Origin of the sequence: Halobacillus locisalis, from assembly GCF_013694105.1 — a bacterium.
Lineage (GTDB): Bacteria > Bacillota > Bacilli > Bacillales > Halobacillaceae > Halobacillus > Halobacillus locisalis.
In genome coordinates this window covers 176,509-195,856 of the sequence record NZ_JACEFG010000002.1, presented here as the reverse complement: position 1 = coordinate 195,856, position 19,348 = coordinate 176,509, and the positions used below count along the sequence as shown (strand labels likewise).

Annotated in this window: 27 protein-coding genes and 1 riboswitch; of the genes, 10 read left to right on the top strand and 17 right to left on the bottom strand. The window is 41.1% G+C overall.

The window, feature by feature from the left end; translation table 11 throughout:
• Positions 1 to 118: 118 nt before the first annotated feature.
• Positions 119 to 1,534 (bottom strand): hypothetical protein, encoded by a 1,416-nt coding sequence (locus H0266_RS08255; protein ID WP_181471937.1) that lies wholly within the window; start codon positions 1,532 to 1,534, stop codon positions 119 to 121.
• Between the two features lie 169 nt (positions 1,535 to 1,703).
• Between H0266_RS08255 and H0266_RS08250 the strand changes: the two genes are divergently transcribed.
• The 3 genes from H0266_RS08250 (at position 1,704) to H0266_RS08240 (ending at position 2,357) form a co-directional block, all read left to right on the top strand.
• Positions 1,704 to 1,928: a DUF1659 domain-containing protein gene (locus H0266_RS08250; protein ID WP_181471936.1), complete on the top strand. Its 225-nt coding sequence runs from the start codon at positions 1,704 to 1,706 to the stop codon at positions 1,926 to 1,928.
• A 21-nt stretch (positions 1,929 to 1,949) separates the two neighbouring features.
• Positions 1,950 to 2,162 carry a DUF2922 domain-containing protein gene (locus H0266_RS08245; RefSeq protein ID WP_181471935.1) on the top strand — a complete coding sequence of 71 codons (213 nt, stop codon included), beginning with the start codon at positions 1,950 to 1,952 and terminating at the stop codon, positions 2,160 to 2,162.
• Positions 2,163 to 2,225: 63 nt separating this feature from the next.
• Positions 2,226 to 2,357, top strand: a complete 132-nt coding sequence (locus tag H0266_RS08240; RefSeq protein ID WP_181471934.1) for a YvrJ family protein — start codon at positions 2,226 to 2,228, stop codon at positions 2,355 to 2,357.
• Positions 2,358 to 2,415: 58 nt separating this feature from the next.
• Here the strand turns inward: H0266_RS08240 and H0266_RS08235 are convergent, their stop codons facing one another.
• From H0266_RS08235 to H0266_RS08180, 12 genes are all read right to left on the bottom strand, one after another.
• Positions 2,416 to 2,799, bottom strand: a complete 384-nt coding sequence (locus tag H0266_RS08235; protein ID WP_181471933.1) for a MazG nucleotide pyrophosphohydrolase domain-containing protein — start codon at positions 2,797 to 2,799, stop codon at positions 2,416 to 2,418.
• A gap of 84 nt (positions 2,800 to 2,883) precedes the next feature.
• Positions 2,884 to 3,138 (bottom strand): hypothetical protein, encoded by a 255-nt coding sequence (locus H0266_RS08230; RefSeq protein WP_181471932.1) that lies wholly within the window; start codon positions 3,136 to 3,138, stop codon positions 2,884 to 2,886.
• A gap of 149 nt (positions 3,139 to 3,287) precedes the next feature.
• Positions 3,288 to 3,833, bottom strand: a complete 546-nt coding sequence (locus H0266_RS08225; protein WP_181471931.1) for a hypothetical protein — start codon at positions 3,831 to 3,833, stop codon at positions 3,288 to 3,290.
• Positions 3,834 to 4,019: 186 nt separating this feature from the next.
• A complete protein-coding gene (comJ, locus tag H0266_RS08220; protein WP_181471930.1) occupies positions 4,020 to 4,490 on the bottom strand; it encodes a competence protein ComJ in 471 nt (156 codons plus the stop codon).
• Between the two features lie 176 nt (positions 4,491 to 4,666).
• Positions 4,667 to 5,077 (bottom strand): NUDIX domain-containing protein, encoded by a 411-nt coding sequence (locus H0266_RS08215; protein WP_181471929.1) that lies wholly within the window; start codon positions 5,075 to 5,077, stop codon positions 4,667 to 4,669.
• Between the two features lie 152 nt (positions 5,078 to 5,229).
• Complete coding sequence (locus H0266_RS08210; protein WP_181471928.1) at positions 5,230 to 5,541, bottom strand: DUF3221 domain-containing protein; 312 nt, start codon at positions 5,539 to 5,541, stop codon at positions 5,230 to 5,232.
• Between the two features lie 79 nt (positions 5,542 to 5,620).
• Positions 5,621 to 6,172 carry a GNAT family N-acetyltransferase gene (locus H0266_RS08205; RefSeq protein ID WP_181471927.1) on the bottom strand — a complete coding sequence of 184 codons (552 nt, stop codon included), beginning with the start codon at positions 6,170 to 6,172 and terminating at the stop codon, positions 5,621 to 5,623.
• 276 nt (positions 6,173 to 6,448) lie between these two features.
• Positions 6,449 to 6,835: an undecaprenyl-diphosphate phosphatase gene (locus H0266_RS08200; protein ID WP_343063236.1), complete on the bottom strand. Its 387-nt coding sequence runs from the start codon at positions 6,833 to 6,835 to the stop codon at positions 6,449 to 6,451.
• Between the two features lie 136 nt (positions 6,836 to 6,971).
• Positions 6,972 to 7,160 carry a DUF4083 domain-containing protein gene (locus H0266_RS08195; RefSeq protein WP_181471926.1) on the bottom strand — a complete coding sequence of 63 codons (189 nt, stop codon included), beginning with the start codon at positions 7,158 to 7,160 and terminating at the stop codon, positions 6,972 to 6,974.
• A gap of 124 nt (positions 7,161 to 7,284) precedes the next feature.
• The gene (locus H0266_RS08190; RefSeq protein WP_181471925.1) at positions 7,285 to 7,794 is read right to left on the bottom strand and encodes a P-loop NTPase family protein; all 510 of its coding nucleotides are present in this window, start codon (positions 7,792 to 7,794) and stop codon (positions 7,285 to 7,287) included.
• Positions 7,795 to 7,974: 180 nt separating this feature from the next.
• Positions 7,975 to 8,358, bottom strand: coding sequence for a GNAT family N-acetyltransferase (locus H0266_RS08185; RefSeq protein WP_181471924.1), 384 nt, complete (start codon positions 8,356 to 8,358; stop codon positions 7,975 to 7,977).
• A gap of 524 nt (positions 8,359 to 8,882) precedes the next feature.
• Positions 8,883 to 9,305 (bottom strand): GNAT family N-acetyltransferase, encoded by a 423-nt coding sequence (locus H0266_RS08180; RefSeq protein ID WP_181471923.1) that lies wholly within the window; start codon positions 9,303 to 9,305, stop codon positions 8,883 to 8,885.
• A 538-nt stretch (positions 9,306 to 9,843) separates the two neighbouring features.
• Between H0266_RS08180 and H0266_RS08175 the strand changes: the two genes are divergently transcribed.
• Positions 9,844 to 10,206: a hypothetical protein gene (locus H0266_RS08175; protein ID WP_181471922.1), complete on the top strand. Its 363-nt coding sequence runs from the start codon at positions 9,844 to 9,846 to the stop codon at positions 10,204 to 10,206.
• Between the two features lie 638 nt (positions 10,207 to 10,844).
• Here the strand turns inward: H0266_RS08175 and H0266_RS08170 are convergent.
• A complete protein-coding gene (locus H0266_RS08170) occupies positions 10,845 to 11,165 on the bottom strand; it encodes a YrhK family protein (RefSeq protein ID WP_181471921.1) in 321 nt (106 codons plus the stop codon).
• A 191-nt stretch (positions 11,166 to 11,356) separates the two neighbouring features.
• Between H0266_RS08170 and H0266_RS08165 the strand changes: the two genes are divergently transcribed.
• Both H0266_RS08165 and H0266_RS08160 read left to right on the top strand, forming a co-directional pair.
• Positions 11,357 to 11,872 (top strand): lipoprotein, encoded by a 516-nt coding sequence (locus H0266_RS08165; RefSeq protein WP_181471920.1) that lies wholly within the window; start codon positions 11,357 to 11,359, stop codon positions 11,870 to 11,872.
• 102 nt (positions 11,873 to 11,974) lie between these two features.
• Positions 11,975 to 12,448 (top strand): DUF3221 domain-containing protein, encoded by a 474-nt coding sequence (locus H0266_RS08160; protein WP_181471919.1) that lies wholly within the window; start codon positions 11,975 to 11,977, stop codon positions 12,446 to 12,448.
• 104 nt (positions 12,449 to 12,552) lie between these two features.
• Here H0266_RS08160 and H0266_RS08155 read toward each other — a convergent pair whose 3' ends face one another.
• From H0266_RS08155 to H0266_RS08145, 3 genes are all read right to left on the bottom strand, one after another.
• Positions 12,553 to 13,638 carry a DUF4179 domain-containing protein gene (locus H0266_RS08155; RefSeq protein ID WP_181471918.1) on the bottom strand — a complete coding sequence of 362 codons (1,086 nt, stop codon included), beginning with the start codon at positions 13,636 to 13,638 and terminating at the stop codon, positions 12,553 to 12,555.
• Entirely contained in the window at positions 13,628 to 14,149 is a 522-nt protein-coding gene (locus H0266_RS08150; protein WP_181471917.1) for a sigma-70 family RNA polymerase sigma factor, read from the bottom strand. Before H0266_RS08150 ends, H0266_RS08155 begins: the two co-directional genes overlap by 11 nt.
• Before the next feature lie 194 nt (positions 14,150 to 14,343).
• Positions 14,344 to 15,222, bottom strand: coding sequence for a hypothetical protein (locus tag H0266_RS08145; RefSeq protein WP_181471916.1), 879 nt, complete (start codon positions 15,220 to 15,222; stop codon positions 14,344 to 14,346).
• Positions 15,223 to 15,450: 228 nt separating this feature from the next.
• Positions 15,451 to 15,554, top strand: a riboswitch (TPP riboswitch).
• A 92-nt stretch (positions 15,555 to 15,646) separates the two neighbouring features.
• Between H0266_RS08145 and H0266_RS08140 the strand changes: the two genes are divergently transcribed.
• Genes H0266_RS08140 through H0266_RS08125 form a run of 4 tightly spaced genes read left to right on the top strand, consistent with a single transcriptional unit; the run spans position 15,647 to position 19,212 of the window.
• Positions 15,647 to 16,249 (top strand): YkoF family thiamine/hydroxymethylpyrimidine-binding protein, encoded by a 603-nt coding sequence (locus tag H0266_RS08140; protein WP_181471915.1) that lies wholly within the window; start codon positions 15,647 to 15,649, stop codon positions 16,247 to 16,249.
• A complete protein-coding gene (locus H0266_RS08135; RefSeq protein WP_181471914.1) occupies positions 16,246 to 16,824 on the top strand; it encodes an ECF transporter S component in 579 nt (192 codons plus the stop codon). Before H0266_RS08140 ends, H0266_RS08135 begins: the two co-directional genes overlap by 4 nt.
• A complete protein-coding gene (locus H0266_RS08130) occupies positions 16,821 to 18,446 on the top strand; it encodes an ABC transporter ATP-binding protein (RefSeq protein ID WP_181471913.1) in 1,626 nt (541 codons plus the stop codon). The genes H0266_RS08135 and H0266_RS08130 overlap by 4 nt, the downstream gene beginning before the upstream one ends.
• A complete protein-coding gene (locus H0266_RS08125) occupies positions 18,433 to 19,212 on the top strand; it encodes an energy-coupling factor transporter transmembrane component T family protein (RefSeq protein WP_181471912.1) in 780 nt (259 codons plus the stop codon). The genes H0266_RS08130 and H0266_RS08125 overlap by 14 nt, the downstream gene beginning before the upstream one ends.
• Positions 19,213 to 19,348: the final 136 nt, after the last annotated feature.

Genomic DNA, 19,348 nt, shown 5'->3' with positions numbered 1-19,348 from the left:
AAACCGGCATTAGTAGCTCCTTAAAGACCGTTTCTAAACTATTCCCACTACTAAAACGTCATGTAACCAAACAAAGGGACGGTTCTCTTGTTCGCAAACAAGAGAACCGTCCCCACGCTCAAAGAAAGAACACCACAAACAGCTGCAAATAGATCTGCACCATCACATAGAACGCAATCGCGTATTTATAGTTGAACAACAAGCCATTCTTCACGATGCTCACCCCATTTACCGAACTCAAGATGATCGACGGTAGAATCAGCGGTGATAGCATAATGGAAATCACGCTTCCGGACGTAATCCCGAGCACGACGATTTCTGGCGGATATGGAAGCTCTACTCCCTGCAGGATCCCTGAAACGAGTACGATGACCGTCAGCGGTCCGAGTCCGATGAAGCCGAGAACGATTACTACAAACGGCAGCACGTATAAGAAGTTCAGGAACGGTACGGCGTCCGTCATATAGAACAAGCCGTCGATAATGTATTTACCATAGCCTGACTGATTGACGGCGTTGATCAAGAACCCGGCGGCAAGCAGAATCGAGAACTGCTGCGCTTTGTTCGGGATGCTTTTCGATAAGTAGACTCTTCCATTCTCGATAATCGCGCTGCCTCTTCCTCGAATTAAAAAGTTGAGCAGCACCCATCCGACGATGACGATCGGAATGATGAACAATAACTCCGCACTCCAGAACGCATTCAATAAGAAAATCGACCCGAATAACGTGACGAAAAGAAAGCCGAATTCGAGCGCGTCGCGATTGCCTCTCGTCTCGTTTTTCTTCTGATCGGCAACCTTTTTCAATTCCTTCTGTATGCCCTCCGTCAAATCGACGCCGTAATGGCGCTCCTGATAATAGGAGAACAGCGTCGCTAACAAAATCCCGGCAAATGAAATGAAGAACCCTTGCAAGATCGATAGCGACAAGGAAGCGCCGAGCGCGTCCACGGCAAAAATAAAGCTCGGAATGCTTACGACCCACATTGTGGTCAGCGAGAAGGCACGAAGCATCGCCGTCCCTTTATAGTTCTCCCACGCCTCCCCCTTTTCATTGCTAAGGAAGTCGTTGATCATCCCGTACACCATCGGAATCGATCCGAATAAAAGGAAGTAGGAAATGATTTGAGTGATGACCATCATCCCGAAATAGAACTTGCGGCTTGTATTCAGCAAGTTCTGCGCGAAGTTGATGACCGATTCGATATAAGGCTTCTCCTCCAGCACCCAGCTGATGGTCGGGACAATCAATAAGAGCGCAATCAACCCACTCATGACCGTAAACCCGGACACCGCCCCTTCAATGAGGGACGTGCCTGCTGTCAGGTGCACAATCAGCGCGATGACTAATAAGAGAAGTGAGATCGACGCCTGTTTGACCGGTAAAAAGAAGAACCCGATCGCAAAGGCGGCGAGTCCGAATAACGAGAGAGTCGTCGATAACGAATCTCCCCCTATGAAATAAACGATAAAATGCATGATGACATATAAACTGATAAAAAAGGTGTACCCACGTTTGGCTATATGGACCATAACGGATGCTCCCTTCTTGCTGCGACGTATGAACCCTCATATTTTACCATAGGGAAGCGGAATTATCCGATATCGTGCTTGTCCTATAGCCTCCTGCAGAAAAAGATGAAAAACCATGACACCTCCAGAGCGTCCGCTTCGATTATAGAAGTGAAAGGAGGTGATCACGATGGCCGTAAACGCAGAAATGATCGACAGCCAGCTTCAGTTGATTTTTGAAGATGGCATCGACCTAGAAGGAAAAGCCGTTTATCGAACAAAGTCTTTCAACAACGTGAAAACAACTGCAACATCTGAACAGTTGCACACTGTAGCTGCTGCTCTGGAACCACTTCAACAGCTTGTCTTGTCTACAATAGAGCGTAACGATGAATTCATGATTTACGAAGCGTAAACAAACAAAGGAGGATAACTAATGAAAAAGCTCGAATTGAAATTTTTGAATGAGGATAACAAAACCGTCACGATTTCACTCGATCAACCTGTCGAACCCGCTGATCCAGCCTTGGTCAATGCGGCGATGGATGCGATCATCCAGGAAGACTGCTTCTACTCAAGCGGTGGCAACCTTGTCGCAAAGAAAGAAGCCCGCATCGTCGAACGCAATGTCTTTGATGTAGAACTATAAAGACGAGGTCGCTATGTGAAGAGCATAGCGGCTTTTTTAATCAAAAGAAATGAGGTGGAGAGGATGGATATGTGGTTTACGTTTATCACAGATGTCGGCTTCCCGATCGCGGTCACCTTCTACTTGCTGCACCGCGTCGAGGGTAAGCTGGATCTGATGATCGAAACCCTACATCAACTGCCGGACAAATTATAATCGAAATCTATGTAAAACAAGAGCCGCTCGCGCATATGCCGGGCGACTCTTGTTTTCTTTACTTTTGTACAATCCCGACGTCCTTATTCTTCCGATTCTTCACTTCCTCCATTTTCGAGTAAAAGCTGTCCTCAAGATCGATCTCAAAGTAGTTCGCCATTTTCGTTATGTATGCCAAGCAGTCGGCAAACTCACGGCCGAGATCCTCCTTGATTTCTTCCTTCGCCTTCTCAAAAGCCTCGTCCTCATCCATGCCCTCGTTGATGTATGTATTCGTCTGGTTGAACGCGGTCCGAAACTCTTCCGCTACTTCGGCGACCTCCGTCGTCAGCATCATGTAATTATTCAGCAACGATGATTTTGTCATGTCATAGCTATCCTGCTTGACCTGCCAGTTCATGTCTTCTTGATAGTGCTTAGAAAACTCCTGTAACTTCTTCATGTCTGCACTTCCTTTCCACTTATCTTGTTTGAAACCACTCTCTTATTTCATCCTGCAAGGGAAAAAATGTACAGTAATGTCCCTTTAACCATCACCTTTGAAGTAACTTTCTGCTGTAAACTTATAGTAACTCTCGTCTTCTCTTTTTATCATCATTACTTTCTTACTCTCTGCTGCTATATAGATTTCTTCTCCTACTTCTAAGATATTTGATGAGAAATTTGTTTTTGGCATGACTTCTTTCTCAACCTTCTTTTCAACTTCCCCTACTTTTTCTCCAATTGTAAACTCATCCTTTTCAATTTCACCTTGCCACGTGTACTTCTCTCCATTAACCATCAAAATCCCTTCATAGGGGCCTTCCTCTGATTTATTACAGCCAACTAAAATAACTATTACAGCGATTAATGTAAATAATACGACTTCCCGTTTTATATTAACACCCCAGTTATATAGAGATTTGAAATCATGGTACCAAATACAAACTTCTATATGCCGTATTGATCCATAACCTCTCCATTACTATTTAAAAATTCTATAGGCCCCCATGCATTCACTTGATAGAAATATCGGCCTGATTTAGTGTCTATTATTTCGATTTCTTTTATCTTGCCGTTCACCTCTGCTGTTACAGTCGTTATATTTTTATTTTTTAAGTGTCCGAACGCTATAGGCAGCTTCTTTACATTTCCATCATCTGTTTCGTAATGTAATACGCTGTGTCTTGTACTATGGGAGTCATCAGTGATGGCAGTCATATTAGAAACAATGAATTCCCAATCTTGATTACTCTGCCGCTTTAGTAATGCGAATCCTACTTTTTCAAACCTGTCACCCTCATCTGTTCCTTGGGCAGTAAAAAGAACGACTCTTCCATCATCTGTTTTTTGTCTAGAAATGATATCATTTACTTGTATTTCACTAGACCAACCATTATTTATGGCCTCTTCCGGTGATTCATTGCTACATCCTATAAGTATAAAAGCAAAGAGTAGTATCAGTAAGTGCTTGGTCATTTGTGTTGTATTTTTCACAAGTAGTCCCCCTCCCCTTTTATTTTTTGAACATCAAATGTACTATATACTCAAGCTGTTGAATTGATGAGGTCACTTTTCATTAAAAAATTTCTAGTAATATTAGCGTATCATATGAGTTTGAACGACTAAAAAAGACGCTTCTCTATATTAGAGAAACGCCCCCTATTATTGAATAAGACTTTCTTATATTGCTGGTTCAGCGTTCATCACTAACACTGAAGGTGGATTTAGTTCTTCATCGGCCTTAATAATTTTCGCCAAAGGATTATCATTTTTCATGAAAGAAAATGTGTAATGATCCAACCCATTTCCTAATCGTTGTACGGTAAAAAGCAACTCATACATTCCTTGTTCAATATCAATCGCTTTTGTTTCGATAATAGAACCAACTTCAATCCCTTTGTTACTGATATAAAAAGGGACAGTAATTGCCCTAATAGCATCTGTATCGACTTCTTTAACATCACTAACTCTCACGGTAATTTTGCATTCTTCATCATCAGACATAGTTCCAAAAGATACAGAACCTTTTCTCCAAGCAAAACCTTGATTAACATGAGTATCATTCCAGTCATTGAAGGGATTTTCTAAACCATACTGAAATACAGCTATTTGGGAATAGAGAATATCACTTTCAAAGGTTATCTCACTCATTGACCTCATCCTTTTAAATAAATTATAAAACCATTACACTATAAGTAAAAGAACAACTCTTCCTTCACTAAACTGCTCCGTTAGTTCAATAAGGAACAAACCATTATTTCTGATTTGCCCCCTTATTCTTTAAGACTCTCCTTCAAGATATTGTATCCGAACTACCAAGAGAACTTTTAACCTTGGAATGTATATGGAGCATATGAACTAAGTAAACCTTCTACGCCGCCTTTATGATAAGGCATTAGTTTGTTTGCGGTATTTTTGTCTAGCCACTTAATTTCATCTATCTCATCTTTATGTAATATTTGTATAGTACCTTCTACAATCTTCACTTTGTAAGTAATGAACAGAGCATGATGGCCCTTATTTTCAAAAAACGCTTCATTAACAGCAACTATATTTTCAGTTTCTATTGTTAAATTAGTTTCTTCCTTGCTCTCCCGTATTGCAGCTTGTTCAAATGTTTCACCTTTTTCAACAGCACCACCAGGAAGAGACCAACCACTCCCCTTATTCTTCACCATCAAAACCTTCTCTTTGATTTCATCAAAAATAAAGGCGTAAGCTACATCAACTCGATCCACCTTAAATCACTCCTCCATAATGGTTGTATTTTATTTACTTACTGATAATTATCCATTGTTAATATCAAGCAAACGCCCCCATTACTTGAAGACTTGATTTCGAGATGTTTTGTATAAAACACTTTCTAATACAGCCTCTGGATTACTAATTTCTACTCGATAAATTCTATTTTTGACGCAGTTGCTTGCAATGGATTACTTTCAAGAGGTTGGCTAGCGTACCAAGTCTTAACCTTATCTCCAATAACAAATTTACTACGCTCTTTACCGTTGAAAACTGTATCACTTGTGTATTTCAAGTCTACTTCAATATCACTACCTTGAATTAAGAATGAATCTTCCTTAATTTCTTCAATTTCACCAGTAATCCCTTCAATGTTTACGTTATCCTCGTCATAAGAACAACCTAGACACAATAACAAACCAAGAACAGATATTCCACTTATTAAAGTTCTACGCAGCATTATATCCTCCTTGAACTAATACCCCGCTTACCTATATTGTCTAAACTGCCCGGATAGCCAATATGCAGCTATCGCCCCCTTATACGGAAGACTCAGTTTCGAGATAATCTTCTTTTAGAAGTCCGAAAACATCAACATCCTCATATTCATCCCATCTTAAAATATCTTGTTTTAACGTTCCTTCATATTTTAATCCTACTTTTTGCATTACTTTTCCTGAAGCTTTATTTTTAGTCATTACTGGAGCCCATATTCGATTAAGATTTTGCTTCTTAAACCCAAAATCGATAACTATTTTAGAAGCCTCTGTTGCATAACCATTATTCCAGTAATCTTTACCAATCCAATAAGCTAGCTCGCCTTTGTTATGTAAATCATCAACTCTAAGAGTCATTGTACCTATAAGTTGATCCTCGCCCTTAAGAATAACTGCAAATGGAAAAGCTTCTCTGTTTTCAATCAGTTTAGGATGGCTTGAAATCCAATTTCCAGCAGTTTCTAAAGTATATGGATGAGGCAAAAAAGTAGTCTCTGCTAAATCTTTATCCCCAGCCAATACTTGAGCTTGCCGAGCATCCTTTAATTCATAAGCTCTCAATAATAAACGCTCTGTTTCTAAAAATGGTAACATTCTATTACACCTCTCTAATTTTTTACAGGAGAAAAATCGCTTTATTAAGCCTCGCTCCGTTACTTGATGGCTTGATCTCGAGATTTTTTCAAGTGAACTTAAAATATGATTAGGATTAATAACCCTGCTCCAAAGCAGTAGTATGCAAAATACTTTAGGTTTCCTCGTTCCATAACACCCATAAACCATTTGAGGGAAAAGTATGAAAATGTAAGAGACAAAATAAATGCGGCAGCATAAGGAAGTACCACTCCCTCAAAGAATATATCGTTGATTTTAAGTAAGATGGTGCCGAGACAGAAAAGAAAAACGTAATGCAGTATCCCTTTGCATTCCAACACCCATAGAAGCCACAATTGTAGCCCCCGATCTACTTATACCCGGTATTAATGCAATAGCCTGTGCGAAACCAACTATTATTGCATCTCGAAAGTTGAGGCTTTTATCACTTTTTCTACCTTTGAAATTCCTAATAATCCAGAGAGCAATACCTGTGATTAGTAATGCCACACCCACTGGAACAATTCCTTTCAATTTTTCTGATAACCAATCTTCCAATAACAAACCTAAAACACCCGCGGGAATAGTACCAACTAATAAGTACAAGATGAACATAAAGTCTTTTTTATATGTATCGGTACGTTTGGAAACAAATAATAACACCTACTACTTCTTTTTTTCTTACCTACAAAATTTCTTATGTCAAAACCTGCTCCGCAACCACGTTGATTGTTTGTATAAGACTTGATATTGAGATAAAACGATTAAAAATGAGTCCTAATAGCTCATGGAGTTCAGATCACTTTTTTTCTCCTTGGGAAAGCTTGTCTATTTTTTCTTCAATTCGACTTAATTGTTTATTTCTCTTTCTAGCCTTCACAACAAATGTAATCACCCCTACGATTACAGCAACCAAAATAAGCAAGAAAAACAATTGAACAATTACATCACCCACATATAAGCCACCGGTTCTTGCCAATAAGAACATAATTAACCCTCCCCTATTTAAATTTCAACCTGGACTACACCGACCATCTTATTGAAGCAACGCCCCCTATATTTGAAGACTTGAATTCAAGATATCTCTGAACAATTTTTAACTACCACAGACTTTAGTTAAGTAATTTCTTGATTAATTTTGCACTTGTAGTAACTTCTATTTTATCTTTATGTATTCCATAGATGTTGAAAAAATTAATTTTTCCCACGTTCTCGAAATATCGGTTCCATTTAAACATTTTAAGAAACATTTCGAATGTTGGTTTGTAATTTGATTTTTCCAATCGAAGTTTTTGTTTAATAAACCTCTTTATTATACGATAGGTTCTTATTGAATATTTTGTATCTAAAAAAATGATCATTTCTGCAGTATGAAAACTGCTACTTACCCAATCCTCATTGTGGACTCCTTCAATAATCCAACTTTCAGATTTTATTATACTATTTAGATACTCATCTCTTTCCTGTTCAGTTCTTCTTATATCTCCAGATTTATGCCTTATCCAAACTACATTATCTAATTCGTAATATGGAATTTCGAACTTAGACGATAATTCTCTTGCTAAAGTCGTTTTACCACTTCCGACAGAGCCAATAATATGTATCTTTTTTGGAATTGCCATCTGAGAAAAACCACCTTATTTATGTCATTTGTTCTTCAATATACGCCCCCGACACATGAAGACTTGAGATTGAGATAACCTATTAACTCAATCAATTCTATGTAGTAAACGTCTGGACATACACTCCTTCCTTATAATGCTCTTTGAAATTTCCGCCACTTACTTCGTTAACCAACCCTTTCAAAAAACATGTGCACATTCATTACTTTCTATCTGGGTAATCTCCCATTCACCTGGGAACATAGTGAAAAGTTCTTTGGCAATCACTTTTCCATAACCCTTCCCTTTATGTTTAGCCATAATAAAGTACTCCTGAATTGAATTAGGATTTGAAATAGTAGCACTTTCTACAAGAGCAAATCCAATCAGTTCATCGCCTAACATAATGAAATAAGCATGGTAGTTATGAGTAGTCCAGTATTTTTTTAAATCAAACGGTTTGTAAGATCCGTTATTTTCGAGCATTATTGCCGGTAAATATTTGCTGAATTCATAAATATAAAATTGCATAAGGTTATGTAATTTAGTCTCTTCATTTTCTCGAACTTCCTGCAAAATAAGCACAAGTTCAACTCCTTCCCCCTAAGTGATCTAAACACCCTAATTTGCGACCTATTGAATAATCGCCCCCAAATAGTTTAAGACTCGACTTCAAGATATAATTACTCTGTAACCAATAACAATAAAATTAACCAGGTGCTTTGTTAAACACATTTATGATTCTATAGTTTTTTCCATGAAAAAGTGATAAATTATTAAGCTAACCAATAAGGCTGGTGAAATATAAAGTACAGATATTGAACCAAATAAGAAACCTATGATAAATGGGAGAAGAAAAGTTGTAAGATAACCTAAGTATTTCTTTTGTTTAAATGAAATGATACTTAACCACATACCAAGGACATATAAAGCAACGAATACTAAAATGATAATAAGCTTTCCCAATTTATGACCCCCTAACTCATTCAAAGTGGCTAAATGAACAGAGTAGTTCCGCTACATTGAGACTACTCATATTAAATGAAAGCCCCCGTTAGTTGAAGATTTGTATTCGAGATATTAATGTTAATATAACATCCATCTAAAGACTATTCATCGAACCTTTTATGTAAAAAATACTGATTAAACCCCTTCGGGTGGTCCTCTATAGTACCAAAAACCTCATATCCGTTCTGTTTATAGAACTCAGGAGCTTGAAAGCTAAATGTATCTAAATAAACAAACCTGCACCCTTTCTCTATTGCAAAATGCTCAATCTTTTCTAGAAGAAGACGACCATAACCTTCTCCTCTAAGCTTTTCATCTACCCATAAAAACTCGATGTGCATATGATGCCAGAACATGTTTGCTGTAATTCCACCACTTATATTTCCATTGGCATCCTTAAGTACAAAGCTAATATTTTCATTTGGAGTTTTAAGTTCGTCAGGAAGCTGTTTCATATTGTGCTCAATAACTTTTTTCCTAATAAAATCACTATCTTCCGTTTTCCATTGTTCTACTATATTCATTTTTTAATTACCCCTCTTTATACAGGTGTTATCTTTGTAACCAAAGTAATATTCCCCCACCATTTCGTCTAGTTACTTCAATTGTGTCAAAAGGACCACCACTCTTCTAAGAAACGCCCATGTTTATTGAACTCTCGAATATAGGATATGTTACGCATAATCATCGTGATACGTAACACCTTTCTATAACACAAACCCTCCTGTAAATCTTTATTTAATAACTCCTCTATGCTAATCTTCGATCGGAGGGATATAATGAACGATTTATTATTCACGTTGTTTTTATTGATGTGTGTTGGTGGTGTAATCGGTTTTATTATTTTAGGTCCTCTAGGATCATTACTAGGACTAGTTGTAATCCTACTGTTCTTTATAGTTATCCAGTTACAAAAGTTAATTGATATCAACCAGGATCAAGAGTCATAAGTCTATGGCTCTATTTTTGTACACCTTGCGCCTGATTTTCTTCGCGATGTGAAATTTACTAATGAATGTTATACTCTTGATCAAATTCGATTTTTACTAGGAGAGTATTTCTATGAAAAGAATTGTGACTGTTCTAATATTAAGTCTAGTAATTGTTGGGTGCTCATCTGAAAAAGAAAAAGTCATAGAAGAGTTGAAACCAAAAGAAGAAGGGCGTTATGCTATCTCGATTTTCACTAATAAAAACCCTTCTAATACTGAATACTACGAGAAAGCAATGGAAATCATGGGTTCACAAAAAAAGTCGAAGTTTATATCAGTTAATTTTCGTTATAACAACGAAAATAATAGTGAGTATAAGTATGATGATGTTTTCAACATTGAAAATCATCCACTATTCATGGTTCTTGATAATTCTGGTATACAACTAAAAACATACAAACTAAATGAATTAGAAGAATTTTTCACTGAATAGCATGAATCAAGCTCTCCTATTCCAGAGAGCTTTTTAATTCACTACACATAATGCGTCTTATCCCTAACAGACCCCTTTACTTGAAGACTTGAAGTCGAGATATATTCAAATTTAATTTGAACTAATGCCCCCTATTGCTTAATATCACTTTGCTGATATTTTCTTATAGAACTTAAACATAATATAGAAACCAAAAACAGCTGCTATTGAACCACTAATGATTACTAACGTAGGAATCAGAACTGACAATACTATCCCTCCCATTATTTTAGGTTACTACTAATACGTTTCAGTCACGATTAGCAACATAGATATATTTGTTAGTTAATAAAATGTACGATTAAACCCAAAATAAGTTTCAAAAATCATCCATTTATTCTTGTTATCTCGAAACTGAGTCTTCAACAATACTGCCCTATACTGGAAGACTCAATTTCGAAATATCTCACCAAACATTAAATACGACAAGCGACTGAGACCGACCGTTTTACCATAATAAAAGATCTCTGCCACGTATTTTACAATGATTGCTTGCGCCTGACCCCCAGTTAAATCATTACCGCAGTCGGAATCAGGCACTTTTCTTCACTTTCTTACTTTTAAAAAAAGAACAATGCGCCAGGCCCGAGCATTGTTCTTCACTGATGCTTTTGATCATATTCATTCCCATAATGCTTGCGGGCGTTAACCTCGTGGACAAGGCGGATTGTCGGTTTTATGACAAACTGCAGACTCGCAAGGACAAAAAGAGTCACACCCCATGTTTTCAATGATTCAAAGTAGAAAAATACACTTCCAATCAAAAACCATAACCCCAATGTGAAGTCATTTATGGTGTACAAGATTTTATAGCTTTTCTTATAAAATTGAGAGTGGCTGTTCATCTTATGATCAACGTATTCCTCACGGGACTGCTGGCTTGAGTCACTGTATTTCTGCTGTGCTTGTGCAGAATCCATTGCATGACCTCCCTCTGAAAAATTACTGTATTCATTTATTAATAAACTATTTTTTTGATGCTGAAACTTATTTTTCAAAAGAAAAGCCGTGAAAACCGCGCCACTCATTTTTCTAATATTACTTCTTACTAAATAATCTGTAACTCTCTACCATTTCCAACGACTAATCTAACAACAAGGGGGCGGAGTAGATGAAAAAAATAATAAGCATCTCATTCTTATGCGTACTATTCCTATCAGCATGCGGACAGACCGGACAACCTGAACCAAAGAAAGAGCCAGCGAGTGCCGATCGTTTAGACAGCTATGACATGCTTGTCGAGTCATGTCCAGAACCAGACTATGAGGGGCAGACATTCAGTGATTTATCAGAGGAAGAGCAAAAGCTTTATGATGTGGACCGAATCTCAGAAGAAGAAAAGGAACGCAACCCCATGGTGCTTGAAGTGGCCTCGCTCCAAGGGGAACGTCAGGAGTTTTTACGAAAAGGCACTGCTGAAGAAGGCTACAACTTTGAGGATTTAATGAACATTGGTGACATGTACATGGTGAAAGGGACCATCATTCTTCAGTTCAAAGAGCAGTTGACAGAAGAAGAGCTCGAAGTGAAAGAAGCTTTTGTAAAAACAGCGGATGAAATCAAAGAAGTATTTAATGAGGATGCGGTTCAAATAGAAGAAGTTGAGATGTCGGCAACGGAGCTCTGACACCAACACGATGCCTTATCGAAAGTAATAGACGGTTCTACTATAAAAAATAAATTATGGAGCTTTGGGACATGTACGCCTTCAAAACAGTTGAACCTTGATGTGACGGAACCATTGACGGAAGAAGAACTCAGCTATCTGAATGAAAACTCGGAAGTGAAAACCGCCATCCAAGTCAACGCACCGAATCAGTTAAAAGGTTATGTGACGGAGGTTAGAGAAGATGAAATGCTTGTCGATATGATTTGGTTCAGTAATCGACCAGAGGTAGTAGAGGTAGGCGATTATGTTCAAGTTTCGTATACGAATGTGATGGAGTCTTTTCCTGCACAAGCGGGAGCAAGGGAAACGGAAATTCTAGAAGACGCTCAACCTGAGGATGCTGACTTGAAAAGTTCTGAAGTGATTAAATCAGCAGTCGCTCAAGCCAAAGAAGAGGTTAAAACACCCGCTCACCGAGGAGAATATTTTAATGTAAAAGAAATAGAGTACGACGAAGAAAGTGATCAATGGGAAGTCGTATTCGAAACCACAACCAAAGAGGAAACCGTGAAAATTGAAGTAGCGGATGAGTGAGAAATAGACATGTGATGATATGAAAAAAGTGCCTGTCCCTAACGTATGGGAACAGGCACTTTTTTGTAGTTAAGCAATCATCCTTTGAGGTTAGTCTCCCCTCATCAAGAGGAAGGATCTTCTGTCAATTCAATCACAATATCTTCTAAATCAAAACTCCGGTCAGGTAAAGGGTCTTCACTGGATGATTCAGAATAACTTGAAATCTCCTCGCCCGTATCCGCGTTTACAGAACCACCACTTCTTTCCGAGTTTTGTAAAGAGACTTGTGGAGTAACTATCAATTTGCTTGCGTCTGGATGTACAGCTTTAAATGTTTTACTCCATGTCGAAGTGCGTCCATCTTCCGTACCACCATTTCCTTCTCCACCATAGACATTGCCAAGATCGTCCTGTACGATCAGATCGACGTCGACCTCATTCCAGTGACTGTCCACTTCTTCTGAAATTGTCTGAGTGTACCTGAGAGAAAAGGACATCGGGTTCATCATTAATGTCTCAACGGTTACTTGTACGTCGTCTTGCTCTACCTTTTCCATCACTTCCTGCACTTGATAGTCTGTCGACTCAAGTTTGAAGCTAAAGTCCCAGTTTCCATCTATCGTCTCTTGTGTATCCCCACCAGAGAACTGATCAATATTCCAGTTAACTTTGGCCGTTTGAATCGCTTCTTCGTCTACATTCGTCATCGTCATCAATCCAACATAAGCGTTCTCTTCTACTTGATCAATTTTGGAAGATCCACCTAAACTACTGACCCCTCTAATGGATAACGAATCCTTCATGATAAGACCACTTCCCAAATCTTGTTCCGTCATGATTGAATACGTTAACGTAAGCGTTTTTCCATCGAAAATGGCATCGTTCAGTGTCACTTGAATGCCATTGCTCTCTTCCACATTGTTCAGCTCTGTTGAAAAAGGCTTGTACGTATCGAATACGGTGAAGCTGTCACTCATTTCTTCGAAGATGTTTCCCACGATCGGAATTTGTCCGGCAGTCGATGGGAACGAGAAGCCAAGCGTGACTGAAGTAAGCCCCAGAAAAAGACCAGCCGCTACAACCGGCTTCTTCCAACCGTTCTGCCGTTTCCCCTCATTCTTCGCACGTTTCACACCCGCTTTCGCTCTGTTGTGCAGTTCCTCTGGAATTTCTATGCTGTCGAATTCTTCTTTCCACTTATTGTTCATACCATTCACTCTCCTTCAACTCATATCGAAGTTTCCTCAAAGCTCTGTACAAAATCGTCTTAGCTGTACCTATTGGAAGATCAAGAAGGTCGGCCACCTCTTGAAACGTGTAATGATGGTAGAAACGAAGGAGCACGATGCTTTTTTCGTCCACTTCCAATTTTTCCATGACGTCTCGAAGTGATATTGATAATGATAGATCGATTTCTTCTGTTCCCATATACTTCTCATGCTGTGTCTGTAAATGGACGACTTTTTTATTTTTACGTAGGAGATTCGTGGCGCAATTGATAGTAATTCGGATCAGCCACGTCTTGATATACTCTGGTTGCTTTAACGTGTCGATTTTTTTATAAGATTGATACGCGACTTCCTGAACAATGTCCAATGCATCTTCTTGATTTTTTACATAGACGTAGGCCATGCGGTACACATCTTGTTCATAGTGTTGAAATAACTGAAGAAAGGCTTGATCATTTCCTTTCTGCGCTTTTTTGACTAAACGTTTCATGATTAGCTGACCCTCTCTCTGTTTTTACTGACACGAATTAGACAATCGTAAGAAGGTTTTGGCTTTCGATTTTATGTATCTTTCATACAAAAAGATCGTCCAAATGACGGACGACCTTGTTATACGGGGATTTTATTACCGTTTGTCTTTACCAGAGGTTGCGTGTTGACCCCACCTATACACGCAACAACGATTCAATTACCGACATCAAAGACGACCCCAACCGTTTTCGAACCTTGAAAAAGTCCCGACTCATCGTACCAAATAGCGGTAAACAAGAACTGGTGCGTTCCACGCTTCTGAAGCTCAATGATGTTCTCCTGAAGACGCTCTTCTATGAAAATGGAGTCCACCTGTCTATGATAGACGATTTCATCCGGCTCTTCTCCCTCCACTTCTACCTCGACAAACGAACCAGACGAGACAGGACGTGGTTCTAGCTCGGACGTCAGCTCTTCAACCTCCGCTTCGATCACTGGTTCTGCTAGAAAAGAAGACGCTTCTTCACAGTTTTCCACCCAACATTCTGAGACAACTTGAAAAGGAACCTGCTCGTTGCTTTCAGTCAGCGAGAATGAAGGTTTTTCTTCGAGCGGTTTCGCTTCGTTCGAATCAACAAGCCTTTCACTGCTCATCAATTCCGTCAACGTATCCCATTCTACTTCCTTTTGATACTCCTGCCCGTCGATTTCATAAATGAACTGGAGTTTGGAAGACTTATCTGTAACGGATTCCGGCATCGTCCATTCCATAATCAGCGTCTGCTTCTCTTCAAGCGTGTACCCCTCCACAGCTGTTTTCTCACCGATCTTCTCTCTCGTATAGATTCCCGTCTTTTTCGTTTCTTCCCCTATATAAAAAGCAGGCTGGAAAGACGCACCACCAACAATGTTTATTGATCGTAGTGTCGTTTCCTTCTCTCCTTCCCATTCGAATGAAGTCACCAAATAATATGATTTGCCTGGTGTCATCTGGATCGGATACACGTTCCCGATCGTAAACTCAGGCTCCGGTGGGTTTGATTGACAGCCTACCAGAAAGAGAAATGCCATGATCAGTACCTTGATTCTCATTCGTTCCCCCTCCCTCCTTAGCGTGTGAATAACATGCCTTCATACTAACAAATATTTGGAAAAAAGGAATCTCCTAACCTGACAGCTTGGCGACTCTCTTTACAGTCTTTCTGTCTTACAGAACCGAGATTGCCCAAGATTCCCAGGTAAAGCTTTTGCAAATAAAGACCGTTTACAAATCTCACCATCTCCGTTACTATAAATTCAAAGCACAATAACTGCATACACGTTCAGCACTAGGGGAGCTGCTTCAAGCGGCTGAGAGGAAAATATTCCGACCCTTCGAACCCGAACTAGATAATACTAGCGTGGGGAAGTGCGGTCGTCTTTCACGAGAACCACCTCGGTTCTTCCTTTATCGATTGATCGACTGCATTCCCATGGGATGCAGTTTTTTTGTGCTCAAAAAAAGGAGGAATACAAAATGGAAAATCAGTGTGGAAATTCTCGTATTGCAGGGTGCTCGTTCTCTGTGCACCCCATGTCCGACCAATTCGTGTCGTATATCAAAGGGAGCCTGCAGGAAGTGGACACATCGAACGTCTGGATGAAGACTGATGACGTGACGACCACCGTCCGCGGACGTATGGAGCACGTGTTTGATGTGACAAAAGCGATCCTGTTGCATATCGCGAAAACCGACGTCCACGTAGCGTTCCAAGGTACGTTTTCGATTGGCTGCCCGGGGGATTCTTCTGGAGATGTGTACATGGAGGAGACTACAGAACGCTTGAATGAAAAGGACACAAGCGACATCCAACAATACAGCGCCGCTAAGTTTTCGCTTTATCCGATGGGTGGCGGAGATTACATGGACACGATTTACAGTCAAATCGAAGCGATGAAAGAAAAAGGTGTCACCGTCTCCCCTGCTCACTACTCGACCCGTCTAGAAGGTGATACCAATGCCATTTTCACCGGCCTTGAAGATGTTTTCAGAGAAACCGAGAATAGCGGATCGTCTCATACCGTCATGACGGTCACCATTTCGGCCAACAGTCCGACCCATAAGGAGAAACAATCATGAACCATTGGAAGTTGAAAGAAGTCGTCGTCATGTCCGTGTTGTCGGTCGTGTTCGCGATCGTGTATCTCGCTTTTCTACCGGTTGGAAAAATCCTAGTCGGGTTCTTAGGCCCCATCGGCTACGACCTCATATTCGGCATCTGGTTCATCGTCTCGATCATCGCCGCGTATATCATCCGCAAACCAGGGGCTGCGTTTTTATCCGAAACGATTGCGGCCGCAGTGGAGGTTTTACTCGGCAATGCCGTGGGGCCCATGCTGTTGGTATCCGGCATGATTCAAGGGCTCGGCGCAGAATCCGCTTTTGCGATGACCCGGTATAAACGCTACGACCTATTCACGCTCATGCTCGCGGGTGTGATGGCTGCCGTGTTCAGTTTCGTGTGGGGCTACTTCCTCTCAGGTTTTGCCGCCTTAAGCACAGGATACGTGATCGCCATGTTCATCGCCCGCATCATCAGTGGAGCCCTCATTTCAGGAGTCATAGGAAAAGCATTGAGTGATGCACTCGCCAAAACAGGCGTCCTATCAAGCTTCGCTCTCGGTAAAGAATACCGGAAGAAGCGGGCCGCATGAGGAACCCCATCTTACGTACAGAAAACCTCACCGTTACCTATGAGGAGCAACAATCGCCAGTCCTTCAAGATATCAACATCCTTATCGAACAGGGCGAGGCGGTTCTCCTCCTCGGTCCGAGCGGTTCAGGGAAAAGTTCGCTCACACACTGTTTGAACGGCCTTTTTCCACGCGAACTGGATGGGTCATTAACAGGAAACGTTTATATCGATGGGCAGAACACCACCGACTATCAACCAGGGGAAATCGCCCGGAAAGTCGGGGTCGTCTTCCAAGATCCAGATACACAGTTTTGTATGATCACCGTGGAAGATGAAATTGCCTTCGGTCTCGAAAACTTGAACATTCCTCATAAGGCGATGGTGGAGAAGGTGGATCAAGCGTTGCAGTGGGTGGGGATGACGGATCACAAGCTTGCGAAGATTTCCGATTTATCGGGTGGTCAAAAACAAAAAGTCGCCCTCGCCTGTATTCTCGCGATGGAGCCCGAAGTGTTGATCCTTGATGAGCCGACTGCCAACTTGGATCCCGTTGCCACACGAGACTTCATCGATTTATTGAAGCATTTGAAACAAAAGCTCGGCTTCACGTTACTCGTCATTGAGCACAAATTGGAAGGCTGGCTGACCTTTTTGGAAAGGGTGATCGTGTTCAGCGAAAACGGCACCATCAACCACGATGGCCCGCTGCATCACCATTTACAGTTCCATGCAGCAAAGCTCGATACGATGGGCATCCGCCTCCCATTTGCAACAAGGACGTCTCTAGAGGAACATCGCCAGCCGCCTCATCCCCTTTTTGTCACAGATTTACCCGATCCCCCCTCCTTACAAGAGGAGACCTTTTTGGAAAAAGCAAAGGGAGATGCCTTGGTCAGCATGAAGCATGCGACCTGGAAATCGATTATACATGACGTCGATGTCACCATTCATGAAGGGGAGTGGATCGCGATTGCCGGAGAGAACGGCAGCGGAAAATCATCGCTGTCCAAAATACTGGCAGGCATCCAAAAACCAAGTAGCGGCACCGTATTTTTGAAAGGTCGACCGTTAAAGAAGTGGGCACAACAAGCATTGCGGAAAGAAATCGGCTACGTTTTTCAGAACCCGGAACATCAATTCATCGCCGATTCGGTATATGACGAAGTGGCTTTCAGTCTGAGGCACAGTGGCATTGCAGAGGAAGAACAGCAGACCCTTGTCCAAGAAACGCTCGCTTTCTGCCGGTTAGAGGGAATGGAACATCAGCATCCTTTCCTTCTCAGTCAGGGGCAAAAACGACGGTTGAGTGTCGCCACGATGATCGTCGACCAACAACGCCTGCTTTTTCTCGATGAACCTACATTCGGGCAAGACGAGAGATCGACAGCGGAATTGATGGCACTGCTGGAACAAAAGCACGACAACGGCATAACCATTGTGATGATCACGCACGACATGGAACTCGTCGACCGTTATGCGGACAGGGTGCTCGTGATAAAAGAAGGAAGACTCGCCTTTAACGATCGACCAGAAAAACTGTGGGCGCATGACAATCTAGCAAGCTTCCATTTGGAACTACCGCCAAGGGAGCAGTGGAAACGAACCATCAAGCACAAGGAGCAACCCTATGTTTCTACATGACTTGAATCCGACCGTGAAGGCCCTGACGATCATCGGCCTCGTCTTTCTATTAGCGTTCCTGTTCGACCCTGTCACGCCGTTGATCTATATTTGTGGGACGATGGTCGTCACCTTTTGGTTCGGCACATTCAAGAAGAAACATTATGTCTATTATTTTCTTCCCTTCTTACTGTTTGCTTTTGGCATGTTCTGGACGACGTTGGTCTTCACAGATAAATCCACCGCTTCTGAAGAAAACTTGTCTCTATTCGGAATCAACTTTCCAGCGGAGGATGTCTGGGTCGCGACGTCCTTAGGGCTTAGGGTGCTGGCCTTCGCCACCCTTTCGTTACTGTTTCTGTTCACGACAAACATGGTCCACTTTATTCTCAGTCTCATTCAACAGCTGAAGCTCCCTCCGAAAATCGCCTACGGAGTGTTAGCCGGATATCGCTTCCTGCCCATGTTGAAAACCGAATTCCAGCAGGTGCTGGCCGCTCATAGAATCCGCGGCGTCAACAAGCCTGAGACATGGAAAGAATGGATCGTGCAGTACCAACGCATGGCCATCCCTCTTCTGGCAGGTGCCATTCGTAAAGCAGAGCGGACAGCTGTAGCTATGGAATCAAAAGGATTTACCGGTGACAGGGATCGCACCTTTTATCGTCCGATGAAAATACAGAGGAAAGACTGGATATTTCCTTTGATGATGTTCGGAATGCTCGGGATTACGATTGCCTTATCTGTATATTTTGGGTACTTTTCTTTTTATGGCGGGGAGCTTTGATACAAGTTGTATTTTGATGGTGCCTGACCCCCACTGTGATAAAGCATCACCGGAGCGGGTGGGGGGCAGGCACGTTTTTAGATGGTTATTCCTTCTCCTTCCATGCATTCACGTTTACAATAGGACATAGATACAT

Excerpts from the sequence above, each read along its gene's own strand:
- H0266_RS08130 (WP_181471913.1), top strand. The coding sequence starts at position 16,821 with ATGAGGAACCCCATCTTACGTACAGAAAACCTCACCGTTACCTATGAG.
- H0266_RS08240 (WP_181471934.1), top strand. The coding sequence starts at position 2,226 with ATGGATATGTGGTTTACGTTTATCACAGATGTCGGCTTCCCGATCGCG.
- H0266_RS08125 (WP_181471912.1), top strand. The coding sequence starts at position 18,433 with ATGTTTCTACATGACTTGAATCCGACCGTGAAGGCCCTGACGATCATC.
- H0266_RS08210 (WP_181471928.1), bottom strand. The coding sequence starts at position 5,541 with ATGCTGCGTAGAACTTTAATAAGTGGAATATCTGTTCTTGGTTTGTTA.
- H0266_RS08145 (WP_181471916.1), bottom strand. The coding sequence starts at position 15,222 with ATGAGAATCAAGGTACTGATCATGGCATTTCTCTTTCTGGTAGGCTGT.
- H0266_RS08135 (WP_181471914.1), top strand. The coding sequence starts at position 16,246 with ATGAACCATTGGAAGTTGAAAGAAGTCGTCGTCATGTCCGTGTTGTCG.
- H0266_RS08205 (WP_181471927.1), bottom strand. The coding sequence starts at position 6,172 with ATGTTACCATTTTTAGAAACAGAGCGTTTATTATTGAGAGCTTATGAA.
- H0266_RS08150 (WP_181471917.1), bottom strand. The coding sequence starts at position 14,149 with ATGAAACGTTTAGTCAAAAAAGCGCAGAAAGGAAATGATCAAGCCTTT.
- H0266_RS08255 (WP_181471937.1), bottom strand. The coding sequence starts at position 1,534 with ATGGTCCATATAGCCAAACGTGGGTACACCTTTTTTATCAGTTTATAT.
- H0266_RS08155 (WP_181471918.1), bottom strand. The coding sequence starts at position 13,638 with ATGAACAATAAGTGGAAAGAAGAATTCGACAGCATAGAAATTCCAGAG.
- H0266_RS08245 (WP_181471935.1), top strand. The coding sequence starts at position 1,950 with ATGAAAAAGCTCGAATTGAAATTTTTGAATGAGGATAACAAAACCGTC.
- H0266_RS08195 (WP_181471926.1), bottom strand. The coding sequence starts at position 7,160 with ATGTTCTTATTGGCAAGAACCGGTGGCTTATATGTGGGTGATGTAATT.
- H0266_RS08235 (WP_181471933.1), bottom strand. The coding sequence starts at position 2,799 with ATGAAGAAGTTACAGGAGTTTTCTAAGCACTATCAAGAAGACATGAAC.
- H0266_RS08190 (WP_181471925.1), bottom strand. The coding sequence starts at position 7,794 with ATGGCAATTCCAAAAAAGATACATATTATTGGCTCTGTCGGAAGTGGT.
- H0266_RS08180 (WP_181471923.1), bottom strand. The coding sequence starts at position 9,305 with ATGAATATAGTAGAACAATGGAAAACGGAAGATAGTGATTTTATTAGG.
- comJ (WP_181471930.1), bottom strand. The coding sequence starts at position 4,490 with ATGAGTGAGATAACCTTTGAAAGTGATATTCTCTATTCCCAAATAGCT.
- H0266_RS08230 (WP_181471932.1), bottom strand. The coding sequence starts at position 3,138 with ATGGTTAATGGAGAGAAGTACACGTGGCAAGGTGAAATTGAAAAGGAT.
- H0266_RS08175 (WP_181471922.1), top strand. The coding sequence starts at position 9,844 with ATGAAAAGAATTGTGACTGTTCTAATATTAAGTCTAGTAATTGTTGGG.
- H0266_RS08250 (WP_181471936.1), top strand. The coding sequence starts at position 1,704 with ATGGCCGTAAACGCAGAAATGATCGACAGCCAGCTTCAGTTGATTTTT.
- H0266_RS08140 (WP_181471915.1), top strand. The coding sequence starts at position 15,647 with ATGGAAAATCAGTGTGGAAATTCTCGTATTGCAGGGTGCTCGTTCTCT.
- H0266_RS08170 (WP_181471921.1), bottom strand. The coding sequence starts at position 11,165 with ATGGATTCTGCACAAGCACAGCAGAAATACAGTGACTCAAGCCAGCAG.
- H0266_RS08165 (WP_181471920.1), top strand. The coding sequence starts at position 11,357 with ATGAAAAAAATAATAAGCATCTCATTCTTATGCGTACTATTCCTATCA.